This is a genomic window from Streptococcus sp. 714, assembly GCF_013277115.1.
Classification (GTDB): domain Bacteria; phylum Bacillota; class Bacilli; order Lactobacillales; family Streptococcaceae; genus Streptococcus.
In genome coordinates this window covers 18,150-41,087 of sequence record NZ_VMMH01000027.1, presented here as the reverse complement: position 1 = coordinate 41,087, position 22,938 = coordinate 18,150, and the positions used below count along the sequence as shown (strand labels likewise).

The 22,938-nt window shown below is 42.4% G+C and carries 26 protein-coding genes; 11 read left to right on the top strand and 15 right to left on the bottom strand.

Annotation, left to right across the window (positions count from 1 at the left end; genetic code table 11):
• Window positions 1-458 precede the first annotated feature (458 nt).
• Window positions 459-2,003, bottom strand: a complete 1,545-nt coding sequence (locus HT718_RS08710) for a peptide chain release factor 3 (protein ID WP_042901442.1) — start codon at window positions 2,001-2,003, stop codon at window positions 459-461.
• Between the two features lie 234 nt (window positions 2,004-2,237).
• On the opposite strand from HT718_RS08710, the gene HT718_RS08705 reads away from it, so the two are divergent.
• From HT718_RS08705 to nusB, 8 genes are all read left to right on the top strand, one after another.
• Entirely contained in the window at window positions 2,238-2,489 is a 252-nt protein-coding gene (locus tag HT718_RS08705) for a hypothetical protein (RefSeq protein ID WP_049538800.1), read from the top strand.
• Window positions 2,482-2,727 carry a DUF4160 domain-containing protein gene (locus HT718_RS08700; RefSeq protein WP_049535336.1) on the top strand — a complete coding sequence of 82 codons (246 nt, stop codon included), beginning with the start codon at window positions 2,482-2,484 and terminating at the stop codon, window positions 2,725-2,727. The genes HT718_RS08705 and HT718_RS08700 overlap by 8 nt, the downstream gene beginning before the upstream one ends.
• A 378-nt stretch (window positions 2,728-3,105) precedes the next feature.
• Entirely contained in the window at window positions 3,106-3,408 is a 303-nt protein-coding gene (gatC, locus tag HT718_RS08695) for an Asp-tRNA(Asn)/Glu-tRNA(Gln) amidotransferase subunit GatC (RefSeq protein WP_000705419.1), read from the top strand.
• Window positions 3,408-4,874, top strand: coding sequence for an Asp-tRNA(Asn)/Glu-tRNA(Gln) amidotransferase subunit GatA (gene gatA / locus HT718_RS08690; RefSeq protein WP_173268213.1), 1,467 nt, complete (start codon window positions 3,408-3,410; stop codon window positions 4,872-4,874). Before gatC ends, gatA begins: the two co-directional genes overlap by 1 nt.
• A complete protein-coding gene (gene gatB, locus HT718_RS08685; RefSeq protein WP_173268212.1) occupies window positions 4,874-6,316 on the top strand; it encodes an Asp-tRNA(Asn)/Glu-tRNA(Gln) amidotransferase subunit GatB in 1,443 nt (480 codons plus the stop codon). Before gatA ends, gatB begins: the two co-directional genes overlap by 1 nt.
• Before the next feature lie 130 nt (window positions 6,317-6,446).
• A complete protein-coding gene (gene efp, locus HT718_RS08680; RefSeq protein WP_000568643.1) occupies window positions 6,447-7,007 on the top strand; it encodes an elongation factor P in 561 nt (186 codons plus the stop codon).
• A 21-nt stretch (window positions 7,008-7,028) separates the two neighbouring features.
• Complete coding sequence (locus HT718_RS08675; RefSeq protein ID WP_023938546.1) at window positions 7,029-7,418, top strand: Asp23/Gls24 family envelope stress response protein; 390 nt, start codon at window positions 7,029-7,031, stop codon at window positions 7,416-7,418.
• Window positions 7,411-7,836: a transcription antitermination factor NusB gene (gene nusB, locus HT718_RS08670; protein ID WP_000203642.1), complete on the top strand. Its 426-nt coding sequence runs from the start codon at window positions 7,411-7,413 to the stop codon at window positions 7,834-7,836. The genes HT718_RS08675 and nusB overlap by 8 nt, the downstream gene beginning before the upstream one ends.
• A gap of 110 nt (window positions 7,837-7,946) precedes the next feature.
• Here nusB and HT718_RS08665 read toward each other — a convergent pair whose 3' ends face one another.
• From HT718_RS08665 to HT718_RS08605, 13 genes are all read right to left on the bottom strand, one after another.
• A complete protein-coding gene (locus HT718_RS08665) occupies window positions 7,947-8,714 on the bottom strand; it encodes an acetyl-CoA carboxylase carboxyl transferase subunit alpha (protein WP_173268211.1) in 768 nt (255 codons plus the stop codon).
• Window positions 8,711-9,577 (bottom strand): acetyl-CoA carboxylase, carboxyltransferase subunit beta, encoded by an 867-nt coding sequence (gene accD / locus HT718_RS08660; RefSeq protein WP_173268210.1) that lies wholly within the window; start codon window positions 9,575-9,577, stop codon window positions 8,711-8,713. The genes HT718_RS08665 and accD overlap by 4 nt, the downstream gene beginning before the upstream one ends.
• Window positions 9,578-9,613: 36 nt before the next feature.
• Window positions 9,614-10,981 (bottom strand): acetyl-CoA carboxylase biotin carboxylase subunit, encoded by a 1,368-nt coding sequence (locus HT718_RS08655; protein ID WP_173268209.1) that lies wholly within the window; start codon window positions 10,979-10,981, stop codon window positions 9,614-9,616.
• A gap of 11 nt (window positions 10,982-10,992) precedes the next feature.
• Window positions 10,993-11,415 (bottom strand): 3-hydroxyacyl-ACP dehydratase FabZ, encoded by a 423-nt coding sequence (gene fabZ, locus HT718_RS08650; protein WP_000565515.1) that lies wholly within the window; start codon window positions 11,413-11,415, stop codon window positions 10,993-10,995.
• Entirely contained in the window at window positions 11,412-11,897 is a 486-nt protein-coding gene (gene accB, locus HT718_RS08645) for an acetyl-CoA carboxylase biotin carboxyl carrier protein (protein WP_001052227.1), read from the bottom strand. Before accB ends, fabZ begins: the two co-directional genes overlap by 4 nt.
• A gap of 2 nt (window positions 11,898-11,899) precedes the next feature.
• Window positions 11,900-13,135, bottom strand: a complete 1,236-nt coding sequence (gene fabF, locus HT718_RS08640) for a beta-ketoacyl-ACP synthase II (RefSeq protein WP_173268208.1) — start codon at window positions 13,133-13,135, stop codon at window positions 11,900-11,902.
• Between the two features lie 21 nt (window positions 13,136-13,156).
• Window positions 13,157-13,888, bottom strand: a complete 732-nt coding sequence (gene fabG / locus HT718_RS08635) for a 3-oxoacyl-[acyl-carrier-protein] reductase (RefSeq protein ID WP_173268207.1) — start codon at window positions 13,886-13,888, stop codon at window positions 13,157-13,159.
• Between the two features lie 42 nt (window positions 13,889-13,930).
• Window positions 13,931-14,851: an ACP S-malonyltransferase gene (fabD, locus tag HT718_RS08630; protein ID WP_173268206.1), complete on the bottom strand. Its 921-nt coding sequence runs from the start codon at window positions 14,849-14,851 to the stop codon at window positions 13,931-13,933.
• A complete protein-coding gene (gene fabK / locus HT718_RS08625; RefSeq protein WP_000857439.1) occupies window positions 14,844-15,818 on the bottom strand; it encodes an enoyl-[acyl-carrier-protein] reductase FabK in 975 nt (324 codons plus the stop codon). The genes fabD and fabK overlap by 8 nt, the downstream gene beginning before the upstream one ends.
• Before the next feature lie 116 nt (window positions 15,819-15,934).
• A complete protein-coding gene (locus tag HT718_RS08620) occupies window positions 15,935-16,159 on the bottom strand; it encodes an acyl carrier protein (protein ID WP_000257838.1) in 225 nt (74 codons plus the stop codon).
• A 59-nt stretch (window positions 16,160-16,218) separates the two neighbouring features.
• The gene (locus HT718_RS08615; protein WP_049532131.1) at window positions 16,219-17,193 is read right to left on the bottom strand and encodes a beta-ketoacyl-ACP synthase III; all 975 of its coding nucleotides are present in this window, start codon (window positions 17,191-17,193) and stop codon (window positions 16,219-16,221) included.
• Window positions 17,193-17,627, bottom strand: coding sequence for a MarR family transcriptional regulator (locus HT718_RS08610; RefSeq protein ID WP_000386358.1), 435 nt, complete (start codon window positions 17,625-17,627; stop codon window positions 17,193-17,195). The genes HT718_RS08615 and HT718_RS08610 overlap by 1 nt, the downstream gene beginning before the upstream one ends.
• 91 nt (window positions 17,628-17,718) lie before the next feature.
• Window positions 17,719-18,504 carry an enoyl-CoA hydratase gene (locus HT718_RS08605; protein ID WP_049532132.1) on the bottom strand — a complete coding sequence of 262 codons (786 nt, stop codon included), beginning with the start codon at window positions 18,502-18,504 and terminating at the stop codon, window positions 17,719-17,721.
• Between the two features lie 210 nt (window positions 18,505-18,714).
• Here HT718_RS08605 and HT718_RS08600 point away from each other — a divergent pair, with 210 nt between their 5' ends.
• From HT718_RS08600 to serS, 3 genes are all read left to right on the top strand, one after another.
• Complete coding sequence (locus HT718_RS08600; protein WP_173268205.1) at window positions 18,715-20,079, top strand: aspartate kinase; 1,365 nt, start codon at window positions 18,715-18,717, stop codon at window positions 20,077-20,079.
• Window positions 20,080-20,081: 2 nt separating this feature from the next.
• Window positions 20,082-20,453, top strand: a complete 372-nt coding sequence (locus tag HT718_RS08595; protein WP_173268204.1) for a DUF956 family protein — start codon at window positions 20,082-20,084, stop codon at window positions 20,451-20,453.
• A gap of 213 nt (window positions 20,454-20,666) precedes the next feature.
• Entirely contained in the window at window positions 20,667-21,941 is a 1,275-nt protein-coding gene (gene serS / locus HT718_RS08590; protein WP_049532134.1) for a serine--tRNA ligase, read from the top strand.
• Window positions 21,942-21,965: 24 nt separating this feature from the next.
• Here the strand turns inward: serS and HT718_RS08585 are convergent, their stop codons facing one another.
• On the bottom strand, window positions 21,966-22,865 hold the full coding sequence (locus HT718_RS08585; RefSeq protein ID WP_049532135.1) for a TDT family transporter: 900 nt from the start codon (window positions 22,863-22,865) through the stop codon (window positions 21,966-21,968).
• Window positions 22,866-22,938 lie beyond the last annotated feature (73 nt).

The window sequence follows — 22,938 nt, the reverse complement described above, 5'->3', positions numbered from 1 at the left end:
TTGAGCAACCTGCGGCTAGTTTCCTAGTTTGCTCTTTGATTTTCATTGAGTTTAAATGATACATCCTATTCCAAACTTAATTTTTTGATTAGTCTCCTTAGTTACTGAAATTCTTATCTTATAAAAAAACTTTGCTGAACTACCATTGAAAGTTGAGAAGAACATTATTTTACCAAGTTTTAGTAAGAAAGACAGCCACTCTAACTATCTAAAATTCCAATGAAAAAGCCCACGAACAATAACATTCATGAACTTATTCTAATAATGAGGGATAGCTCAAATGACATATCACTTACCGATTGTTACACTACGACACCAAGTTTGGCAAATCGATTTCATTTGCTAAACGTAGTTACGACGGAAAAATCCACGAATCGATAATATTCGTGGATTTTTCCTAGTGAAGCGTTTAGGTAAACCGCCATATCGGTTACCGATTATTAGATTACGACACTGAGTCACATCTTCTCTTCCAACTCTACGTCTGGATACTTATCTGCAAACCAGCGGAGGGCAAAGTCATTTTCAAAGAGGAAGACTGGTTGGTCAAAGCGGTCTTTGGCCAAGATATTGCGGCTTGATGACATCCGTTCATCCAAGTCCTCAGGCTTGATCCAACGAACGGTCTTTTTACCCATTGGGCTCATAACCACTTCAGCATTGTACTCGCCTTCCATACGGTGTTTAAAGACTTCAAACTGGAGTTGACCAACAGCTCCCAGCATGTATTCACCTGTTTGGTAATTCTTATAAAGCTGAACAGCACCTTCTTGCACCAATTGCTCAATCCCCTTGTGGAAGGATTTCTGCTTCATGACATTCTTAGCAGAAACTTTCATGAAAATTTCAGGGGTAAAGGTTGGCAGTGGTTCAAATTCAAATTTGTTTTTCCCAACTGTCAAGGTATCCCCAACCTGATAAGTACCGGTATCGTAAACCCCGATAATATCACCTGCCACGGCATTGGTCACATTCTCACGACTTTCAGCCATAAACTGAGTGACATTCGACAGTTTAGCCCCCTTACCAGTACGAGGAAGGTTGACACTCATGCCACGCTCAAATTCACCTGATACGATACGGACAAAGGCGATACGGTCACGGTGACGAGGGTCCATGTTGGCTTGGATTTTAAAGACAAATCCTGAGAAATCCTTATCATGAGGATCCACAATTTCTCCGTCTGTTTTCTTGTGACCATGTGGTTCTGGAGCAAATTTGAGGAAAGTCTCAAGGAAGGTCTGCACACCAAAGTTTGTCAAAGCTGAACCGAAGAAGACAGGTGTCAATTCTCCAGCCAGAATAGCTTCCTCTGAGAATTCATTTCCAGCTTCATTTAAAAGTTCAATATCATCCTTAACTTGCTCGTAGAAAGGATTGCTACCAAAAAGCTTGTCCCCATCTTCTAGACTGGCAAAACGTTCATCCCCTTTGTAGAGCTCCAAGCGTTGGTTATAGAGGTCATACAAGCCTTCAAAGGCTTTCCCCATCCCGATTGGCCAGTTCATAGGGTAGCTAGCAATGCCCAAGACTTCTTCCAATTCTTGTAAGAGGTCCAGTGGCTCACGTCCATCACGGTCTAGCTTGTTCATAAAGGTAAAGACTGGAATGCCACGATGTTTCACAACCTCAAATAATTTCTTAGTCTGAGCCTCGATACCCTTAGCAGAGTCCACGACCATGACTGCAGCATCCACCGCCATCAAGGTACGATAGGTATCTTCTGAGAAGTCCTCGTGTCCTGGCGTGTCGAGGATGTTGACGCGCTTGCCATCGTAGTCAAATTGCATCACAGATGAAGTCACCGAAATCCCACGTTGTTTCTCGATATCCATCCAGTCAGACTTGGCAAAAGTCCCTGTTTTCTTCCCTTTTACCGTACCAGCCTCACGAATCTCGCCCCCAAAGTAGAGCAATTGCTCAGTGATGGTTGTTTTCCCCGCGTCAGGGTGGGAGATGATGGCAAAGGTACGACGTTTCTTAATTTCTTCTTGAATATTCATAAGTTCTCTTTCTTTGATTCTCTATTTTTCTTGTTTCAATAGCTAAGAATGATTTCTACATTGGATTTTACCATTCCTTTCAACACTTCATTATATCGGATTTTAGCATTTTTTTCAATTTCTATTTTATGTTAGACTATACTTGAATAAAAGCTATTCCTTGTAGTCAAATAGATCGAAAACCGTGACAATCCTAGCAAAAATGATATAATAAAACAAAAAGGAGATGTAATCATGTTCAAAGAATTTGGTATAACCAATTTAGAAGTGACGAAAGATGATATTTACAAGAATCCAAGCAACCCTATTTTGCGTATGTATGATGACGATGAATTAATCGGAACCTTTAGTATTCTAACTGGAGAAGTATTGGAAAATTTGGACTTGGCAGACTATGATATTCGTTTTGCTCAAAAGCAAATTGAGTTAAATCGCGATAACTACCTTGAAACATGGAAGGACTACGTGGGATTACTACATGCCTAAATATTCTTTCTTAAAGTATGGTATTGAAATTCGTCCTAACGAACATAACCATAAAGGTCAAAAAGCGCATATTCACTTTTATATCCACGGAGAAGAAGTGGGTTCAATGTTTCTGAACGGTGAACTGAGAGATGGTAAAGCAAAAGCAAAAGACCTAAAAATGATAAGGCAATATGTCTTAGAAAATGCAGTTGAACTTCAGGCTTTATGGAATAAATACCAAAAGAGTGCATATTAAAACCAAAGAATCTTAGTTTGCTAATCAACAACAAACAAAAACTATCTAGCAATTTTAATGCCTACTATTCAAGCATTGCCCCACTTAGGTACTAACCATCCTACTCCCCTTGTAATTTTTAAAATAAATGTTATAATGAATATAGAAAAAGGTGTTGCGTCAACAACACCCCACAGAGCCATTTAAGACGGTGGCTGTAATTACATAACTAAAAATAGCTCGTTAACTCGCCAAAGTTAGGACGGCTATTTTTTTGTCTATTTAAAAAACTATTTCTTGACTTACCAGATGTCTTTTTCAGCTTTACCTCCCTTATTTATAGGAAAATATGGTAAAATAGAACAGACTAAAAATCATCATTTCACGAAAGGATGCAAGATGAAAATTACGCAAGAAGAGGTAACACACGTTGCCAATCTTTCAAAATTAAGATTCTCTGAAGAAGAAACTGCTGCCTTTGCGACTACCTTGTCTAAGATTGTTGACATGGTTGAATTGCTGGGCGAAGTTGACACAACTGGTGTCGCACCTACTACAACTATGGCTGACCGTAAGACCGTACTCCGCCCTGATGTGGCCGAAGAAGGAACAGACCGCGATCGCTTGTTTAAAAACGTACCTGAAAAAGACAACTACTATATCAAGGTACCAGCTATCCTAGACGATGGAGGAGATGCCTAATGACTTTCAACAATAAAACAATTGAAGAGTTGCACAATCTCCTTGTTTCTAAGGAAATTTCAGCAACTGAATTGACACAAGCAACGCTAGAAGATATCAAGTCTCGCGAGACAGCTATCAACGCTTTTGTTACCATCGCTGAAGACCAAGCTCTTGCTCAAGCCAAAGCCATTGATGAAGCTGGAATTGACGCTGATAATGTCCTTTCAGGAATTCCACTGGCCGTTAAGGATAATATCTCTACAGACGGTATTCTCACAACTGCAGCCTCAAAAATGCTCTACAACTATGAGCCAATCTTTGATGCGACTGCTGTTACCAATGCAAAAGCCAAGGGCATGATTGTCGTCGGAAAGACTAACATGGACGAGTTTGCCATGGGTGGATCAGGTGAAACTTCACACTATGGTGCCACTAAAAATGCTTGGGACCAGACCAAGGTTCCTGGTGGTTCTTCAAGTGGTTCTGCCGCAGCTGTAGCCGCAGGACAAGTTCGCTTATCACTTGGTTCTGATACTGGTGGTTCTATCCGCCAACCTGCTGCCTTCAACGGAATCGTTGGGCTCAAACCAACCTACGGAACTATTTCTCGTTTCGGTCTCATTGCCTTCGGTAGTTCGCTAGACCAGATTGGACCTTTTGCTCCTACTGTTAAGGAAAACGCCCTCTTACTCAACGCTATTGCTAGCGAAGATGCTAAAGACTCTACTTCTGCTCCTGTCCGCATCGATGACTTTACTTCAAAAATCGGTCAAGACATCAAGGGCATGAAAATTGCTTTGCCTAAAGAATATCTCGGTGAAGGGATTGACCCAGAGGTTAAGGAAACCATTCTAAATGCAGCCAAACACTTTGAAAAATTGGGCGCTATCGTCGAAGAAGTCAGCCTTCCTCACTCTAAGTACGGTGTTGCCGTTTACTACATCATCGCTTCATCTGAAGCTTCCTCAAACTTGCAACGCTTTGACGGTATCCGTTACGGCTACCGCGCAGAGGATGCGACCAACCTTGATGAAATCTATGTAAACAGCCGTAGCCAAGGTTTCGGTGAAGAAGTGAAACGCCGTATCATGCTGGGTACTTTCAGCCTTTCATCAGGTTACTATGATGCTTACTACAAGAAAGCTGGACAAGTCCGTACCCTCATCATTCAAGATTTCGAAAAAGTCTTTGCGGATTATGACTTGATTTTGGGTCCAACTGCTCCAAGTGTTGCTTATGACTTGGACTCACTCAACCACGACCCAGTTGCCATGTACTTGGCTGACCTCTTGACCATCCCAGTCAACTTAGCTGGTCTACCAGGAATTTCGATACCTGCTGGATTCTCTCAAGGTCTACCTGTCGGACTCCAATTGATTGGTCCTAAGTATTCTGAGGAAACCATTTACCAAGCTGCTGCTGCTTTTGAAGCAACAACAGACTACCATAAACAACAACCCGTGATTTTTGGAGGTGACAATTAATGAACTTTGAAACAGTCATTGGACTTGAAGTCCACGTAGAGCTCAACACCAATTCAAAAATCTTCTCACCTACTTCTGCCCACTTTGGAAATGAGCAAAATGCCAACACTAACGTGATTGACTGGTCTTTCCCAGGAGTTCTGCCAGTTCTCAATAAAGGTGTTATTGATGCCGGTATCAAGGCTGCTCTTGCCCTCAATATGGACATCCATAAAAAGATGCACTTTGACCGCAAGAACTACTTCTATCCTGATAATCCCAAAGCCTACCAAATTTCTCAATTTGATGAGCCAATTGGTTACAATGGATGGATTGAAGTTGAGCTAGAAGACGGTACGACCAAGAAAATCGGTATCGAGCGTGCCCACCTAGAGGAAGACGCTGGTAAAAACACCCACGGTACAGACGGCTACTCTTATGTAGACCTCAACCGCCAAGGGGTGCCATTGATTGAGATTGTATCTGAAGCTGACATGCGTTCTCCAGAAGAAGCCTATGCTTACCTAACTGCCCTCAAGGAAGTCATCCAGTACGCTGGTATTTCTGACGTCAAGATGGAAGAAGGTTCTATGCGTGTGGATGCTAACATCTCCCTTCGTCCTTATGGTCAAGAGAAATTCGGTACCAAGACTGAGTTGAAAAACTTGAATTCCTTCTCAAACGTTCGCAAGGGTCTTGAATACGAAGTCCAACGTCAAGCTGAAATTCTACGCTCAGGTGGTCAAATTCGCCAAGAAACACGCCGTTACGATGAAGCTAACAAAGCAACTATCCTCATGCGTGTTAAGGAAGGTGCTGCTGACTACCGCTACTTCCCAGAACCAGACCTACCTCTTTTTGAAATCTCTGATAAGTGGATTGAGGAAATGCGTTCTGAATTGCCAGAGTTTCCAAAAGAACGCCGTGCGCGTTACGTGGCTGATCTTGGCTTGTCAGACTACGATGCTAACCAGTTGACTGCAAACAAGGTCACTTCTGATTTCTTTGAAAAAGCTGTTGCCCTCGGTGGCGATGCTAAACAAGTCTCTAACTGGCTCCAAGGTGAGGTTGCTCAGTTCTTGAACGCTGAAGGCAAGACACTGGAACAAATCGAATTGACACCAGAAAACTTGGTTGAAATGATTGCCATCATCGAAGACGGCACTATCTCTTCTAAGATTGCTAAGAAAGTCTTTGTCCACCTAGCTAAAAATGGTGGTGGCGCTCGTGAATACGTGGAAAAAGCTGGCATGGTTCAAATCTCAGATCCAGATGTCTTGATTCCAATTATCCACCAAGTCTTTGCCGATAACGAAGCTGCTGTTGCCGACTTCAAGTCAGGCAAACGCAACGCAGATAAGGCCTTTACAGGCTTTCTTATGAAAGCAACCAAAGGCCAAGCCAACCCACAAGTCGCCCTTAAACTACTTGCCCAAGAATTGGCTAAGTTAAAAGAAGATTAATATGTAAAAGAAACCAGCCCTGAGGTTGGTTTTTTCTCCCCTACCAAATCCCAATAACTATTTTGGCTTTATTTCCAGAAGATTTTATGGTAAAATGAAGAGTAATAATATTTATTAAAGAGGTAAAAACATGATTGAAGCAAGCAAATTGAAAGCTGGTATGACATTTGAAACTGCAGACGGAAAATTGATCCGTGTTTTGGAAGCTAGCCACCACAAACCAGGTAAAGGGAATACAATCATGCGTATGAAATTACGTGATGTCCGTACTGGTTCTACTTTTGATACAAGCTACCGTCCAGAAGAAAAATTCGAACAAGCTATTATCGAAACTGTTCCAGCTCAATACTTATACAAAATGGATGAAACTGCCTACTTCATGAACACTGAAACTTACGACCAATACGAAATCCCAGTCGTAAATGTTGAAAATGAATTGCTTTACATCCTTGAAAACTCTGATGTGAAAATCCAATTCTACGGAACTGAAGTAATCGGTGTAACTGTACCAACTACTGTTGAATTGACAGTTGCTGAAACACAACCATCTATCAAAGGTGCTACTGTTACAGGTTCTGGTAAACCAGCAACTATGGAAACTGGACTTGTTGTCAACGTTCCCGACTTCATCGAAGCTGGACAAAAATTGATCATCAACACTGCAGAAGGAACTTACGTTTCTCGTGCCTAATCTCTAGAAAGAGGTCATTCTATGGGAATTGAAGAACAATTTGGCGAAATCGTTATCGCTCCACGTGTACTTGAAAAAATCATTGCCATCGCAACTGCTAAAGTTGATGGTGTCCATTCATTTTCAAACAAATCCGTATCTGATACTCTATCAAAACTCTCTCTTGGTCGTGGCGTCTACTTAAAAGAAAGCAACGAAGAACTAACTGCTGACATCTACCTCTATCTTGAGTACGGTGTGAAAGTACCAAAAGTTGCTCTTGCTATTCAAAAAGCGGTCAAAGATGCTGTCCATGATATGGCTGATGTGGAACTTTCTGCTGTCAATATCCATGTTACAGGAATCGTTCCAGATAAAACACCAAAACCTGAGTTGAAAGATCTATTTAACGAGGACTTCCTCAATGACTAGTCCATTATTAGAATCTAGACGCGAACTTCGTAAATGCGCTTTTCAAGCTCTTATGAGCCTTGAATTTGGCACAGACATGGAAACAGCTTGTCGCTTTGCCTACACACATGACCGTGAAGATGAAGATGTACAAATTCCAGCCTTTCTTCTGAACTTGGTTTCTGGTGTTCAAGCTCAAAAAGACGAGTTGGATAAACAAATCAACCAGCACCTCAAGTCAGGCTGGACAGTTGAACGCTTGACCTTGGTCGAAAAAAACTTACTACGCTTGGGTATCTTTGAAATCACTTCATTTGATACACCTCAGCTGGTAGCAGTCAATGAAGCCATTGAACTTGCCAAGAATTTTTCAGATCAAAAATCAGCCCGCTTTATCAACGGACTGCTTAGTCAATTTGTAACAGAAGAAAATGAATAATCGAAAAGGTGTTTGGTCTTCCAGACATCTTTTGTTTTCGACACTCAGTAAGAATACATAAAAACTAGAACTGATGATCAGCTCTAGTTTTTGTGTATTCCATTGAAGAATTAGTATTTTCTAAACCGTTGATAGCGCTCTTCCAACAGCTCTTCTAGCGGTTTTTGTGAAAGCATGGCTAGCTCGTCTTGTAGTTCTTTTTTGACACTCTTGATCAGTTCTTTACTAGAAAGTCCTCCTTCAGAAATCACCTTATCCACCACGTCCATTTCTAACAGTTCATGTGAGGTGATTTTCATCAGTTCTGCTGCTTCCATGGCACGAGTGCCGTCCTTCCATAAAATGGAAGCAAAGCCTTCTGGACTGAGAATGGCATAGATGGAATTTTCCAGCATCCAGACACGGTCCGCGACTGCTAGAGCCAAAGCCCCACCTGAACCACCTTCACCGATAATGATGGCGATAATAGGAACTTTCAGGTCACTCATTTCCATGAGATTGCGAGCAATAGCTTCACCTTGACCACGTTCTTCCGCTCCGACACCAGGATAGGCACCTGCTGTATTGATAAAGGTCACAACTGGACGGCCAAATTTTTCAGCCTGTTTCATCAAACGTAGGGCCTTGCGGTAACCTTCTGGATGTGGTTGTCCAAAATTCCGTTTGAGGTTGTCTTGTAAGCTCTTGCCTTTTTGGATACCAACCACTGTTACAGCTTGATCTCCAAGCCATCCAATACCACCAACAACTGCACCATCGTCACGAAAAGAACGGTCACCGTGTAATTGGATAAAGTCATCAAAAATGCCTGTCGCAAAGTCCAAGGTTGTCAAGCGACTCTGCTCACGCGCTTCTCTGACTATTTTTGCAATATTCATCTAGGACTCCCTCCGTGCAATCTGACTAGGCTTGCAATCGTATCTGGCAAATCTCTTCTTTTAACAATAGCATCCACAAAACCATGTTCCAATAGGAATTCTGCCTTTTGGAAATCCTCAGGCAAGCTTTCACGAACCGTATTTTCAATGACACGACGTCCAGCAAAACCAACCAAGCTCTGTGGTTCAGCTAGAATGATATCGCCTTCCATAGCGAAAGAAGCTGTCACACCACCTGTCGTTGGATCTGTCAAAATAGTTAGGTAAAAGAGACCAGCATTTGAATGGCGTTTAACTGCCGCAGAAATCTTGGCCATCTGCATGAGACTCATGATTCCTTCCTGCATACGGGCACCACCAGAGGCTGTAAAGAGAACAACTGGCAATTTTTCAACAGTCGCATACTCAAACAAACGAGTGATTTTTTCACCTACAACCGTACCCATAGAAGCCATGATAAAGTTAGAATCCATTATCCCAAGAGCCACAGTCTGACCTTTAATAAGAGCAGTTCCTGTCACAACGGCTTCATCCAAACCTGTTTTTTCACGCATAGTTGCTAGTTTCTTTTGATAACCAGGGAAATGCAAGGGATCCTTGCTTTCAATCCCCGTAAACAATTCCTTGAAGGTACCCATATCAATCGTCAAAGCCAAGCGTTCTTGGGCAGAAATACGAAAGGTATAGCTACAGTGCGGACAGATACGCTCACTTCCCAGATCCTTCTGGTAGATGGTATGCTTACAGCTCGGACACTGGGAGAATAATTCATCTGGAACCTCTGGCTTGGCTTGAGGTTTTTCCCTAACCGAACGATTGGGATTAATTCGAATATACTTATCTTTTTTACTAAATAGAGCCATTGATTCCCCTTTTCGGTTTAAACTCTTGAGGTCATTTTATTCTTTTTCTTGATATTTAGGTAAGAAGGTTTCCATCAAGAAGGAAGTATCGTAATCTCCAGCAATGACATTGCGATCTGAAATGAGGTCAAGCTGGAAATCGGCGTTGGTCTGCACCCCTTCAATCTCTAGTTCATAGAGGGCACGTTGCATTTTCATTAAGGCATCAAAACGATTTTCGCCGTGAACGATGATTTTAGCAATCATACTATCATAATAAGGTGGGATAGTATAGCCTGGATAAACTGCTGAATCCACGCGCAAGCCAACTCCTCCACTTGGAAGATAGAGATTAGTAATCTTACCTGGACTTGGAGCAAAGTTGAAGGCTGGATTTTCTGCATTGATACGACACTCGATAGCATGGCCGCGTAGGACAATATCTTCTTGCTTAACAGACAGAGGCTGACCTGCCGCAATGCGAATCTGTTCCTTAACGATATCCACACCTGAGACAAACTCTGTTACAGGATGTTCCACCTGAACACGGGTGTTCATTTCCATGAAATAGAAATTACCACTGGCTTCATCAAGCAGAAACTCAATAGTCCCTGCATTCTCATAGCCAACAGACTCTGCCGCTCGAACAGCAGCAGCACCAATTTCATTGCGTAACGTTTTTCCGATTGCAATCGAAGGACTTTCTTCCAAAACCTTTTGGTTATTCCGTTGAAGAGAACAATCCCGTTCCCCCAAATGGATTACATTTCCGTGTTCATCTCCTAGGATTTGAACCTCGATGTGACGAGCTGGATAGATGACCCGTTCTATATACATGGCACCATTGCCATAATTGGCCTTGGCTTCACTAGAGGCAGTTTCAAAAGCTGAAACGAGGTCTTCTGGTTTTTCAACCTTACGAATCCCTTTACCACCACCACCTGCTGAAGCCTTGAGCATCACAGGATAGCCAATTTTTTCAGCAACAATCAAGGCTTCCTCAGAGTTATGCACTTCTCCATCTGAACCTGGAATGACAGGTACACCTGCTTTGATCATCTGAGCACGTGCATTGATTTTATCCCCCATCATATCCATAACATGAGCAGATGGACCGATAAATTTGATGCCCACTTCTTCACACATAGTTGCAAATTTGGAGTTTTCACTGAGAAATCCAAAACCTGGGTGAATGGCTTCTGCTTCTGTCAAGACTGCAGCTGATAGAACCGCATTAATGTTAAGATAAGACTCCGTTGCCTTACCAGGGCCAATACAAACCGCCTCATCTGCTAAAAGCGTATGAAGGGCTTCCTTATCGGCAGTTGAATAGACCGCTACCGTCGCAATCCCCAATTCACGCGCCGCACGAATAATACGAACCGCAATTTCACCGCGATTGGCAATTAAAATTTTTCGAAACATGGAGAACCTCCTTAGTTCCCTATTGCAAAGGTAAGAGTACCACTGGCTGCAAGCTTGCCATCCACTTCAGCCTTTGCTTCAACCACGGCAATAGTGCCACGACGTTTTACAAAAGTCGCTGTCATAACCAATTGATCGCCTGGTACAACTTGCTTCTTGAATTTAACCTTGTCCATACCAGCGTAAAAGACCAGTTTTCCTTTATTTTCAGGTTTAGACAACTCCAAAACACCAGCTGTTTGCGCCAATGCTTCCATGATCAGAACACCTGGCATAACTGGGTATTGAGGAAAATGGCCGTTAAAGAAGGGCTCATTGATGGTCACATTTTTGATGGCAACAATGGTATCCTCGCTCACTTCCAAGACACGATCCACTAGAAGCATAGGATAGCGGTGGGGTAGAGCTTCTTTGATTCCTTGAATATCGATCATTTGATGCGTACCAATCCTTTACCAAACTCAACCATTTCTTCGTTAGAAATGAGAATTTCTGTTACCACACCATCCTTAGGTGCAGGAATTTCATTCATGACTTTCATGGCTTCGATAATGACCAATGTTTGACCTTTTTTGACACTATCACCAACTGTAACGAAGGCAGGTTTATCAGGACCAGCAGACAAGTAAGCCACCCCAACAAGTGGGCTCTCTACAATATCTCCCTCAGCAGCCACACTTGCTTCAACTGAAGCAGGAACTTCTTCCACTACAGTTTCTATTGAAGCAGATGAAGGAGCTACTGGACTTGGTGTTGCTAGAACGGGCGCTGGAGCGACTTGAGATGCAACTTCAGGCACAAGTCTAGCTTCATTCTTGCTAAACTGCAACTCATCCGTCCCATTTTTATAAGAAAATTCTCTCAAACTTGACTGGTCAAATTGGGCCATCAAGTCTTTAATATCATTTAAATTCATACTTATTTATTCTCCCAACGTTTGAAAGCAAGAACTGCATTGTGACCACCAAAACCAAAGGTATTTGAAATAGCGTATGGAATTTCTTGCTCCAAGCCTTGTCCATAAACGACATTGGCTTCGATATAATCTGATACTTCACTTGTTCCAGCTGTCATTGGTACAAAGTTATGACGCATGGCTTCGATTGTAACGATAGCTTCTACTGCACCTGCAGCTCCCAGCAAATGGCCAGTGAATGACTTAGTTGATGACACAGGTACTTCCTTACCAAGAACAGCTACGATAGCACCACTTTCTCCTTTTTCATTAGCAGGAGTTGAAGTGCCGTGAGCATTGACATAGGCTACTTGCTCTGGAGAAATCTCAGCTTCTTCCAAGGCTAGTTTGATGGCCTTGATGGCTCCCTGACCTTCTGGATGTGGAGAAGTCATATGATAGGCATCACAAGTATTACCGTAACCAACCACTTCAGCCAGGATAGTAGCGCCACGTTTTTCGGCGTGTTCAAGACTTTCAAGAACCAACATCCCAGAACCCTCACCCATGACAAACCCATTGCGGTCCTTATCGAATGGAATAGAAGCACGACTTGGGTCTTCTGTAGTAGAGAGAGCTGTTAGGGCTTGGAAACCAGCGATAGCAAAAGGTGTGATAGAGGCTTCTGAACCACCTACCAACATAACATCTTGGAAACCAAACTTGATTGAGCGGAAGGCATCCCCAATCGCATCATTTGATGAAGCGCAGGCAGTATTGATGGATTTACAAACACCGTTTGCTCCAAAACGCATGGCAACATTTCCTGAAGCCATATTTGGCAAGGCTTTTGGAAGGGTCAATGGTTTCACACGTTTTGGTCCTTTTTCGTTGAGACGAAGCACTTGATCTTCAATTTCCTTGATTCCACCAATACCAGAGGCAACGATAACACCAAAACGATCCTTGTCAATAGCCTCTACATCCAGCTTAGCGTGGTTGACAGCTTCTTGGGCTGCATACAAGGCATACAAAGAATAGTTATCAAAACGGTTGGTATCTTTCTTTACAAAGTATTTATCAAAAGGAAAATCTTGGATTTCTGCTGCATTATGAACATCAAAGTCACTGTGATCAAATTTTGTAATTGGACCAATTCCGATTTTTCCAGTTGTCAAACTATTCCAAAATTCTTCTGGTGTATTTCCGATTGGAGATGTCACTCCATAACCTGTTACTACTACACGATTTAGTTTCATCTTTTTTACCTCTAGCTTCTGCTACATACTGAGGCCACCATCAATGGCAACCACTTGACCAGTTAGATAATCTTGGCCTGCTAAAAATACTGTCAAATCTGCAACCTGTTCTGCCTGTCCAAATTCTTTCATAGGAATTTGCGCCAGCATGGTATCTTTTACCTTGTCTGATAGGACTGCTGTCATATCGGATTCAATCATTCCAGGTGCAATAGCATTAACCCTGATATTGCGATTGGCCACTTCACGCGCTACAGACTTGGTAAAACCAATCAAACCAGCCTTAGAAGCAGCATAATTAGCTTGACCGATATTTCCCATCAAACCAACAACACTAGACATATTAATGATAGCACCTTCTCTGGCTTTCATCATCGGTTTCAAGACTGATTGTGTCATATTAAAGGCACCAGTCAGGTTAACCTTAAGCACTTTCTCAAAATCTGCTTCTGTCATCTTGAGCATCAGAGTATCTTGGGTAATCCCTGCATTGTTAACCAAAACATCTACTGAACCCAGGTCTGCAATAGCTTGCTCAACCATACGCTTAGCGTCTGCAAAATCAGACACATCACCTGAAATAGGAACTATCTTGACACCGTAGTCTGCAAATTCAACGAGCAATTCTTCAGAGATAGTCCCACGACTGTTTAATACGATATTAGCTCCTGCTTGAGCAAACTTGTGGGCAATAGCAAGACCAATTCCACGACTCGAACCTGTAACAAAGATATTCTTATTTTTTAGTTGCATTCTTTTCTCCTGTTTCCTCTTGTATTTATGGGAGAAGGATTACTAGTTTCCTAGAAGAGCTTCCAAGCTCGCCTGATCTTCAACATTGGCTAGTTTAAGCGTTTTATCAATTTTTTTCACAAAGCCTGACAAAACTTTCCCGGGTCCAATCTCGATAAAGTTGGTTACTCCTGCTTCTTGCATAACTGCAATACTCTCATAGAAACGAACCGGTTCCTTGATCTGACGCGTCAAGAGTGGAGCAATGTCTTCTTTTTTCATGACCGTAGCTTCTGTATTGCCAACTAGGGGACAAGTAAAATCTGAAAAACTTACTTGAGCTAGAGTTTCAGCTAGTTTTTGGCTAGCAGGCTCAAGGAGAGCGGTATGAAAGGGACCTGACACCTTGAGAGGAATCAAGCGCTTGGCACCAGCTTCCTGCAAGAGTTCAACAGCTCTGTCAACCGCAACCACTTCTCCACCAATCACGATTTGTGCAGGTGTGTTATAGTTGGCTGGGGTAACCACTCCAAGTTCAGAAGCTTTTTGACAGGCTTCCTCAATGACCTCTACTGGCGTATTGAGAACTGCCACCATCTTGCCAGAACCAGCAGGAGCCGCTTCTTCCATATAGGCTCCACGCTTAGCTACCAAGGCAACCGCATCTTCAAACTCCAAGGCACCGCTGGCCACCAAGGCAGAATATTCTCCAAGGGACAAACCAGCAACCATATCAGGCTGATAGCCCTTCTCTTGCAATAAGCGGTAAATAGCAACTGAGGTCGCTAGAATGGCTGGTTGGGTATAGCGGGTCTGATTGAGTTTTTCTGCTTCTGTATCGATGAGATGACGCAAATCATAACCCAGAACCTGACTGGCTTGATCAATCGTTTCTTTGACAATAGGGTAGTGATCATAGAGATCACGGCCCATCCCTAGATACTGGGCACCTTGGCCAGCAAATAAAAAGGCTGTTTTAGTCATTTCTTACAACTCCTGCCCAACGAGAGGCTTCTTCTTGAATTTTCTTAGCTGCTCCATAGTACAAATCTTTTAGGATTTCTTCAGCTGTTTCTTCTTTAGAAACAAGCCCTGCAATTTGACCTGCCATGACTGATCCACCATCCACATCTCCGTGAACAACTGCTTTGGCTAGGGCACCTGCTCCCATTTGTTCAAAGATTTCTAAATCAGGATTTTCCTGTTTAAAGGCATCTTTCTCAGCTTTTTCAAAATCACGAGTCAATTGATTTTTAATCGCACGAACAGCATGTCCAAAGTGTTGAGCTGAAATCGTAGTATCGATATCTCTAGCTTTTAAAATTTTCGCCTTATAATTTGGATGGGCATTAGACTCTTTTGCAACGACAAAACGCGTTCCAACCTGAACAGCCTCTGCACCTAGCATAAAGCCAGCTGCAGCACCTTCACCATCCGCAATCCCTCCTGCAGCAATAACAGGAATAGATACAGCTGCGGCTACCTGGCGCACCAAGGTCATGGTTGTTAATTTACCGATATGCCCCCCAGCTTCCATTCCTTCTGCAATAACAGCATCCGCACCAATTTTCTCCATGCGTTTAGCTAGGGCAACACTAGGTACAACAGGAATAACTGTAATACCAGCTTCATGGAAGCGTTCCATGTATTTACCAGGATTTCCTGCTCCTGTTGTAACCACTTTAACACCTTCCTCGATAACGAGATCCACAATATCTTCCACAAAGGGAGATAAAAGCATGATGTTGACACCAAAGGGTTTATCCGTCAATGATTTGATCTTATCAATATTAGCCTTGACAACTTCTTTAGGGGCATTTCCCCCACCGATAATCCCTAGTCCTCCAGCCTTGGAAACAGCCCCTGCCAAATCACCATCAGCAACCCAGGCCATTCCTCCTTGGAAAATAGGATAATCAATGTTCAATAATTCTGTAATACGCGTTTTCATAGTGCCTCCATCATTTCTTGCTTACGTAATAGTTCGATACTGCCATAATTTGAAAATCAAACTATTGCCTAAACAAGAGGGAGCGGGTTTCCCTACTCCTTCTATTTGTATTCTGCTTATTTTGTTTGCTCTTCAACGTAGGCAACCAAGTCACCAACTGTTTTCAAGTCATCTTCTGCTTCGATTTGGATATCAAAAGCATCTTCGATTTCTGAGATTACTTGGAACAAGTCCAATGAATCTGCATCCAAATCATCAAAAGTTGATTCAAGTGTTACTTCTGATGCGTCTTTTCCAAGTTCTTCAACGATAATTTCTTGTACTTTTTCAAATACTGCCATGATAGGACTCCTTTAAAATAAATAGTTTTTTTATAACAATGTGTTCACCACATGATTACCTAAATTGTAAGAATGAGCGTGCCCCAGGTCAAGCCTCCACCGAAGCCTGATAAAAGAACAGTCTGGCTACCATCTAAATGGATGAGACCTTGTTCTACACACTCTGAAAGTAAAATCGGGATACTTGCTGCACTGGTATTACCATACTCCATCATATTGGCTGGAAGTTTAGCTCGGTCGACACCGATTTTTCTAGCCATCTTATCCAAGATACGGTCATTGGCCTGATGAAGTAGTAGATAATCCAAATCTGCCGCCTCTATAGGAGATTCGTCAATAGTCTGTTTGATAGACTTGGCTACATCTCGAATAGCAAAATCAAAGACTGCGCGCCCATCCATCTTCAAAAATGAATCTGCATTTTCTTGATCTGAAAATGGAGAATGCAAGCCTGAATGTCCATAGGTCAGACACTCACTACGACTCCCATCACTATTGAGACTCTCAGCCAAGAAATTCTCTTGCTCGCTAGCTTCTAGCAAGACGCCACCAGCACCATCTCCAAACAAGACAGCTGTTGATCGATCTGACCAATCGACTGCCTTAGAGAGGGTTTCACTACCAATCACCAAACCTTTTTGAAAGCGACCAGAAGCGATAAACTTTTCAGCAGTTGACAAAGCAAATACAAATCCACTACAAGCAGCTGTTAGGTCAAAAGCAAAGGCCTTATTGGCACCAATATTAGCTTGGACACGAGTAGCTGTAGAGGGCATCATCGAATCTGGAGTAATGGTAGCTAGGATGATAAAATCCAGCTCTTCCCCTGTGATTCCAGCTTTTGCCATCAGTTTCTTAGCAACCTCTGTAGCCAAATCACTAGTAGATTCTGTTCTTGAAATATGCCTTTGTCGTATTCCCGTCCGACTTGAAATCCACTCATCATTGGTATCCATAATCTGAGCCAAATCATGATTTGTAACCACTTGCTCTGGCACATAATGAGCAACCTGGCTTAGTTTTGCAAAAGCCATTATTTCAAATCCTCCAAAAATTGATAAAGTTTAGTCAAACCTTTGCTCATAACTTCAGTTTCCTCCTTGCTCATACCGTCAATAATATTTTCGACCATAGCCTTATGGAAGCGTTTATGAAGTCTATGAACCAAGCGACCCTTCTTTGTCAAATGCAGATGCACCACACGACGATCCTGCTCTGAGCGAATGCGTTCAATGTAACCCTTGCGTTCAAGATTATTCAAACTCGTCGTAACCGTCCCAAGAGTCACCATCAACTCTTTCGACACTTGACTTGGCGTCACGTCTGGGAATTTTCCAATTACATCGATTGTATGGACTTCTTTGATGGAGATATCTTTGAAACGACTACCCCTCAAGCTAACTTCCTCGATAACGAGGACATTGTTAAATATAGATGTTAAATATTCATTAATTCGTTGGTAGTCCAATCTCTTTTCCCTCCTTTTCAAAAAACTTTCACAATCAAAACATTTGACAAAAGAATTATATCAAACTTCAAAGAATGGTGCAAGTATTTTCTTATTTTCCAGTAAATTTCGGTCTTCTTCTCTCCGAATGAGCCCGAACTCCCTCTTTGAAATCTTCTGTTTGTGCCAAAGATTCCTGTAGGTTCAATTCTAAAGCAGCATAATCTTGCCAGTCTTTGAATTGGCTCTCCCAAACCAACTTCTTGATAGCAGCATAAGAATTAGCTGACCCTCGTCTCAATTTTTTAAGAAGCTGTTCTCTCGTCTTTTCAAGTTTAACAGCTTCACAGACGCGGTAAACCAGCCCCCACTCTAAAGCTTTGTCTGCTGTTAAAGCTTCTCCTGTCATGGCTAATTGAGCAGCACGCGTCACACCAATACTGCGGCTCAAGAGATGAATTCCTCCTGCATCTGGAGCCAAACCAACTCCAACAAAGGCCTGAATAAATTTAGCCTTATCCGTTGCCAGACAGAAATCTGCGGCAACAGCCATATTAGCTGCGGCACCTGCAACAGCCCCATCAACCTCCATCAAGACAGGTTTAGCAATTTGCTTGATTTTATAAGAAATCGTATTGACCAATTCTGCGATTTTCGTCAATGATGGAATATCATCCTCATCCACTGCCCGCTTCATCTCTACCAAATCTCCCCCAACGGAGAAGACTTTCCCATTGGCGTTAATCAAGATAAAATGCACAGCCGGATCCTTTTCTGCCAGAGTCAGTGCTTCTAAAATCTCCTCACACATGGGAATATGAAAGCCATTTGCGACCTCAGGACGATTTAAGGTAAGGATTGCCAAATCCTCTTCAAGCTGATAAATAATGTGTTCCATTAGGGGCTCCTTTTTATTTTATAAGCAAGTTAAATTATTTTATTGTCAAAGTATATCTTTTTTACAACTTGAAAGCAAGAAAAAATCGGCTGAAAGTGTCTCGGCCGATAAGAAAGGCTCCCTTTATCCTAGAAAGCATCTTATTTTCTTCATTGAAAAAAGGCTTTCTTTCTGCTATAATCGTATAAAATACTTACTTTAGGAGTTCTTATGAAAGTTGTTAAATTTGGAGGTAGCTCACTTGCCTCTGCTGGTCAATTAGAAAAAGTTTTAAACATCGTAAAAAGCGATTCTGAGCGCCGTTTTGTAGTTGTTTCTGCGCCTGGTAAACGCAATGCCGAAGATACTAAAGTTACGGATGCCTTAATTAAATACTACCGTGACTATGTTGCTGGTAACGATATTAGCAAGAGCCAAAGCTGGATTATCGACCGCTATGCTGCTATGGTTAGCGAATTGGGTCTGAAACCAGCTGTTCTAGAAAAAATTTCTAAAAGTATTCGTGCCTTAGCCACTCTTCCTATTGAAGAAAATAAATTTCTCTACGATACCTTCCTAGCAGCCGGTGAAAATAACAATGCTAAATTGATTGCTGCCTACTTTAATCAAAATGGTCTCGATGCACGCTATGTTCACCCTAGAGAAGCTGGTATTGTAGTCACAAGTGAGCCTGGCCACGCTCGCATCATTCCATCAAGTTATGACAAGATTGAAGAATTGACAAATGCAAATGAAGTCCTTGTCATTCCTGGTTTCTTTGGTGTTACTAAGGAAAATCAAATCTGTACCTTCTCACGTGGAGGCTCTGATATCACTGGTTCTATCATTGCTGCTGGTGTCAAAGCTGACCTCTATGAAAACTTTACAGACGTTGATGGTATCTTTGCGGCTCACCCAGGAATTATTCACCAACCACACTCGATTCCTGAGTTGACCTACCGTGAAATGCGTGAGTTGGCTTATGCAGGCTTTTCAGTCCTTCATGATGAAGCTCTTCTTCCTGCCTACCGCGGAAAAATCCCTCTGGTTATCAAAAATACAAACAACCCTGACCACCCAGGTACTCGTATCGTTCTAAAACATAGTAGTGATGAATTCCCAGTAGTAGGAATTGCTGGTGATTCTGACTTTGTCAGCATCAACATGTCCAAATACCTCATGAACCGCGAGATTGGATTTGGTCGCAAGGTTCTGCAAATCCTTGAAGACCTGAATATCGGTTGGGAACATATGCCAACAGGTATCGACGATCTTTCAATCATCCTTCGTTCTCGCGAACTAACTCCTATCAAGGAAGAAGAAATCCTTCGTCAGTTGGTGCAAAAGGCTGAAGTAGACCATGCAGAAATCGAACACGACCTTTCAATCATTATGATTGTTGGTGAAAAGATGAAGAGTCACATCGGAGTAACTGCTACTGCGACACGCGCTCTATCTGAAAACAAGATTAACATCCAGATGATGTCTCAAGGTTCTAGTGAAGTTTCTATCATGTTTGTTGTTCATAAAGACCAAGAAAAAGCAGCTATTAAAGCCCTCTACAATGCCTTTTTCGGTGAAAGTAAGGAAGACTAAGCATGGCTCAATCTCTTAACAAAACAGTGCTCCTCAATACAACAGGCACCTCCTACCTCTCTATAGCTGGGAAAGTGGGAAAATTCCTGGTCGGGGATCAGGCTCTGGAATTTTACCCAGATGTCAATGTTGAACAATTTATCCAGATCCCTTGGAGCCATATCAACCAAATTGGAGCCAATGTCTCTGGTCGCAAAGTCAGTCGCCACTTCGAAGTCTTTACAGACAGAGGAAAATTCCTCTTTGCTTCAAAAGACTCAGGTGCCATTCTTAAAATTGCTCGCGAAAAACTGGGCAATGACAAGGTCGTCAAACTTCCTACCCTGATTCAGACAATTAGTCAAAAATTTAAAAATCTATTTGCAAAAAAGTAGAAACTTTAGTATAATCATAGCAACGGATAAGTAGGTTATCTTCTTCTTTCAGAAAGTCTGCGGATGCTGCGAGCAGATAGGAGGGATAGGTGAAATTCTACCGTTAGTAACAATTACATACACAATCAAGTGCACACCTGTGAAGTTGGATGGAACCGTGGCCCTGCCACTCCAACGCTTTGTCAGGTGTGCTTTTTTCATAAAGGAGTTCTTATGTTAGATATCAAACGTATTCGTACAGACTTTGATGCTGTCGCAGAAAAATTGGCTACACGTGGTGTAGATGCTGCTGTCTTAAACGAGATGAAAGAAATCGATGCTAAACGTCGTGACATCTTGGTCAAGGTTGAAACTCTCAAAGCAGAACGAAACACAGTTTCTGCTGAGATTGCCCAAGCCAAACGCAACAAGGAAAATGCAGATGACAAGATTGCTGCCATGCAAAATCTATCTGCTGAAGTCAAAGCCTTGGATGCTGAATTGGCAGAAATCGATGCTAAATTGACAGAATTTACCACTACTCTTCCAAACATCCCAGCTGACAGTGTTCCTGTTGGGGCTGATGAAGATGACAATGTGGAAGTTCGCCGTTGGGGTACTCCACGCGAATTTGACTTCCAACCTAAAGCCCACTGGGATCTTGGTGAAGACCTTGGTATCCTTGACTGGGAACGAGGTGGTAAGGTAACGGGCGCTCGCTTCCTCTTCTATAAAGGCCTCGGTGCTCGTTTGGAACGTGCTATCTACAACTTTATGTTGGATGAGCATGGCAAGGAAGGCTATACAGAAGTCATCACACCTTATATGGTTAACCATGACTCTATGTTTGGTACTGGTCAATATCCAAAATTCAAGGAAGACACTTTTGAACTCAGCGACAGCAATTATGTTCTTATTCCTACAGCTGAAGTGCCTCTAACAAACTACTACCGTGATGAAATCCTTGACGGAAAGGACCTACCAATCTACTTCACTGCTATGAGCCCATCATTCCGTTCTGAGGCTGGTTCTGCTGGTCGTGATACTCGTGGCTTGATTCGTTTGCACCAATTCCACAAGGTTGAAATGGTTAAATTTGCCAAACCAGAAGAATCTTACGAAGAATTGGAAAAAATGACAGCCAACGCTGAAAACATCCTTCAAAAACTCAACCTTCCATACCGTGTCGTTGCCCTCTCTACTGGAGATATGGGCTTCTCAGCTGCGAAAACTTACGACTTGGAAGTTTGGATTCCAGCGCAAAACAATTACCGTGAAATCTCAAGCTGTTCAAACACAGAAGATTTCCAAGCCCGTCGTGCCCAAATCCGTTACCGTGATGAAGCCGATGGCAAGGTGAAACTCCTTCACACCTTGAACGGTTCTGGACTTGCAGTTGGACGTACAGTGGCTGCAATTCTTGAAAACTACCAAAATGAAGATGGTTCTGTAACCATTCCAGAAGCACTTCGTCCATACATGGGTGGAGCTGAAGTTATCAAACCATAAAAAATAAGGTTTAGCTATTTTTAGCTAGACCTTTTTTCGTAACCAAATCAAATAAACGCCTAATACAAAGAATAAAATAGTTAGGCATATAACAGTTTCAGCCAATACCAGATAATCCAGAAATGGAAGTTTCAAGATTCCCTGAGCCATCTTGAGCGAGGTAGCCGTGATAATGGTTGGGAAGGTGAGGGCTGAGAAGGCTGGTTGAAAGCCTTGTTTTAAAATATTGGGTAGTCGAGTTAAAACAAAGAAAAAGAAGGATTGAGAAGCCAAAATCATGGCAATCAAGAGCCAAGTCGGTAGGCTGGCTCCTCCAACTCGAACCAGGGAAGCCAAGAGCAGAGAGAAAGGAGCACAGTAGATTCCTTCTTGCCCAAGCAAGGCTACTGGGAGCGGATGTTTCTTTAAATCACTATAAATAAGGGGATAGAGATATAAGGTCAAGACAAAACCAAAACTCAAGGTCGCATAGGCAATCTCGATAATGCCTACCAGAGGATAAGTCAAGGCAGCCACTGCTATCCCTACATAGAGAACCGTCCAGCTAGGAGTGGAATGAACCCTCCGACCAGGACAGGCAAATTTGATGGTGAATCCAGCAATCAAGACCAAATCCAAGAGAAATGAAAACCACCAGAGCCCTTGCGCTACTATAGGAAGATGAGCGAACACACGAAAGACATAGGTCGATAAAATCATTCCAGCCATGGGGAAGGTAGCCATTCCTGACAAAAGAGGTGGCTTGGTCAATTCTTGCTTGGTTTCTTTCCAATTAAGCAAATGAAGAATCAGAAAGAATATCCACAAAATCAAACCGGACATACTCAGTAGATGTGACAGAACTGGCAACATATCTAAAACGAGATTCCCAGCTCCTGCTAAACCGAGCAAACAACCAGAAAATACCAAGGGGAGTTTTTTCATCCTAACCTCCAATAATTATGTTAGTTTCAGTATAGCATAAAAGCGCTTAAATGAGGGATTAAAAAAAACGAAG

Bases quoted from the DNA above. Each gene is read 5' to 3' on its own strand.
- HT718_RS08710 (WP_042901442.1), bottom strand. From the start codon at position 2,003: ATGAATATTCAAGAAGAAATTAAGAAACGTCGTACCTTTGCCATCATC.
- HT718_RS08705 (WP_049538800.1), top strand. From the start codon at position 2,238: ATGTTCAAAGAATTTGGTATAACCAATTTAGAAGTGACGAAAGATGAT.
- HT718_RS08700 (WP_049535336.1), top strand. From the start codon at position 2,482: ATGCCTAAATATTCTTTCTTAAAGTATGGTATTGAAATTCGTCCTAAC.
- gatC (WP_000705419.1), top strand. From the start codon at position 3,106: ATGAAAATTACGCAAGAAGAGGTAACACACGTTGCCAATCTTTCAAAA.
- gatA (WP_173268213.1), top strand. From the start codon at position 3,408: ATGACTTTCAACAATAAAACAATTGAAGAGTTGCACAATCTCCTTGTT.
- gatB (WP_173268212.1), top strand. From the start codon at position 4,874: ATGAACTTTGAAACAGTCATTGGACTTGAAGTCCACGTAGAGCTCAAC.
- efp (WP_000568643.1), top strand. From the start codon at position 6,447: ATGATTGAAGCAAGCAAATTGAAAGCTGGTATGACATTTGAAACTGCA.
- HT718_RS08675 (WP_023938546.1), top strand. From the start codon at position 7,029: ATGGGAATTGAAGAACAATTTGGCGAAATCGTTATCGCTCCACGTGTA.
- nusB (WP_000203642.1), top strand. From the start codon at position 7,411: ATGACTAGTCCATTATTAGAATCTAGACGCGAACTTCGTAAATGCGCT.
- HT718_RS08665 (WP_173268211.1), bottom strand. From the start codon at position 8,714: ATGAATATTGCAAAAATAGTCAGAGAAGCGCGTGAGCAGAGTCGCTTG.
- accD (WP_173268210.1), bottom strand. From the start codon at position 9,577: ATGGCTCTATTTAGTAAAAAAGATAAGTATATTCGAATTAATCCCAAT.
- HT718_RS08655 (WP_173268209.1), bottom strand. From the start codon at position 10,981: ATGTTTCGAAAAATTTTAATTGCCAATCGCGGTGAAATTGCGGTTCGT.
- fabZ (WP_000565515.1), bottom strand. From the start codon at position 11,415: ATGATCGATATTCAAGGAATCAAAGAAGCTCTACCCCACCGCTATCCT.
- accB (WP_001052227.1), bottom strand. From the start codon at position 11,897: ATGAATTTAAATGATATTAAAGACTTGATGGCCCAATTTGACCAGTCA.
- fabF (WP_173268208.1), bottom strand. From the start codon at position 13,135: ATGAAACTAAATCGTGTAGTAGTAACAGGTTATGGAGTGACATCTCCA.
- fabG (WP_173268207.1), bottom strand. From the start codon at position 13,888: ATGCAACTAAAAAATAAGAATATCTTTGTTACAGGTTCGAGTCGTGGA.
- fabD (WP_173268206.1), bottom strand. From the start codon at position 14,851: ATGACTAAAACAGCCTTTTTATTTGCTGGCCAAGGTGCCCAGTATCTA.
- fabK (WP_000857439.1), bottom strand. From the start codon at position 15,818: ATGAAAACGCGTATTACAGAATTATTGAACATTGATTATCCTATTTTC.
- HT718_RS08620 (WP_000257838.1), bottom strand. From the start codon at position 16,159: ATGGCAGTATTTGAAAAAGTACAAGAAATTATCGTTGAAGAACTTGGA.
- HT718_RS08615 (WP_049532131.1), bottom strand. From the start codon at position 17,193: ATGGCTTTTGCAAAACTAAGCCAGGTTGCTCATTATGTGCCAGAGCAA.
- HT718_RS08605 (WP_049532132.1), bottom strand. From the start codon at position 18,504: ATGGAACACATTATTTATCAGCTTGAAGAGGATTTGGCAATCCTTACC.
- HT718_RS08600 (WP_173268205.1), top strand. From the start codon at position 18,715: ATGAAAGTTGTTAAATTTGGAGGTAGCTCACTTGCCTCTGCTGGTCAA.
- HT718_RS08595 (WP_173268204.1), top strand. From the start codon at position 20,082: ATGGCTCAATCTCTTAACAAAACAGTGCTCCTCAATACAACAGGCACC.
- serS (WP_049532134.1), top strand. From the start codon at position 20,667: ATGTTAGATATCAAACGTATTCGTACAGACTTTGATGCTGTCGCAGAA.
- HT718_RS08585 (WP_049532135.1), bottom strand. From the start codon at position 22,865: ATGAAAAAACTCCCCTTGGTATTTTCTGGTTGTTTGCTCGGTTTAGCA.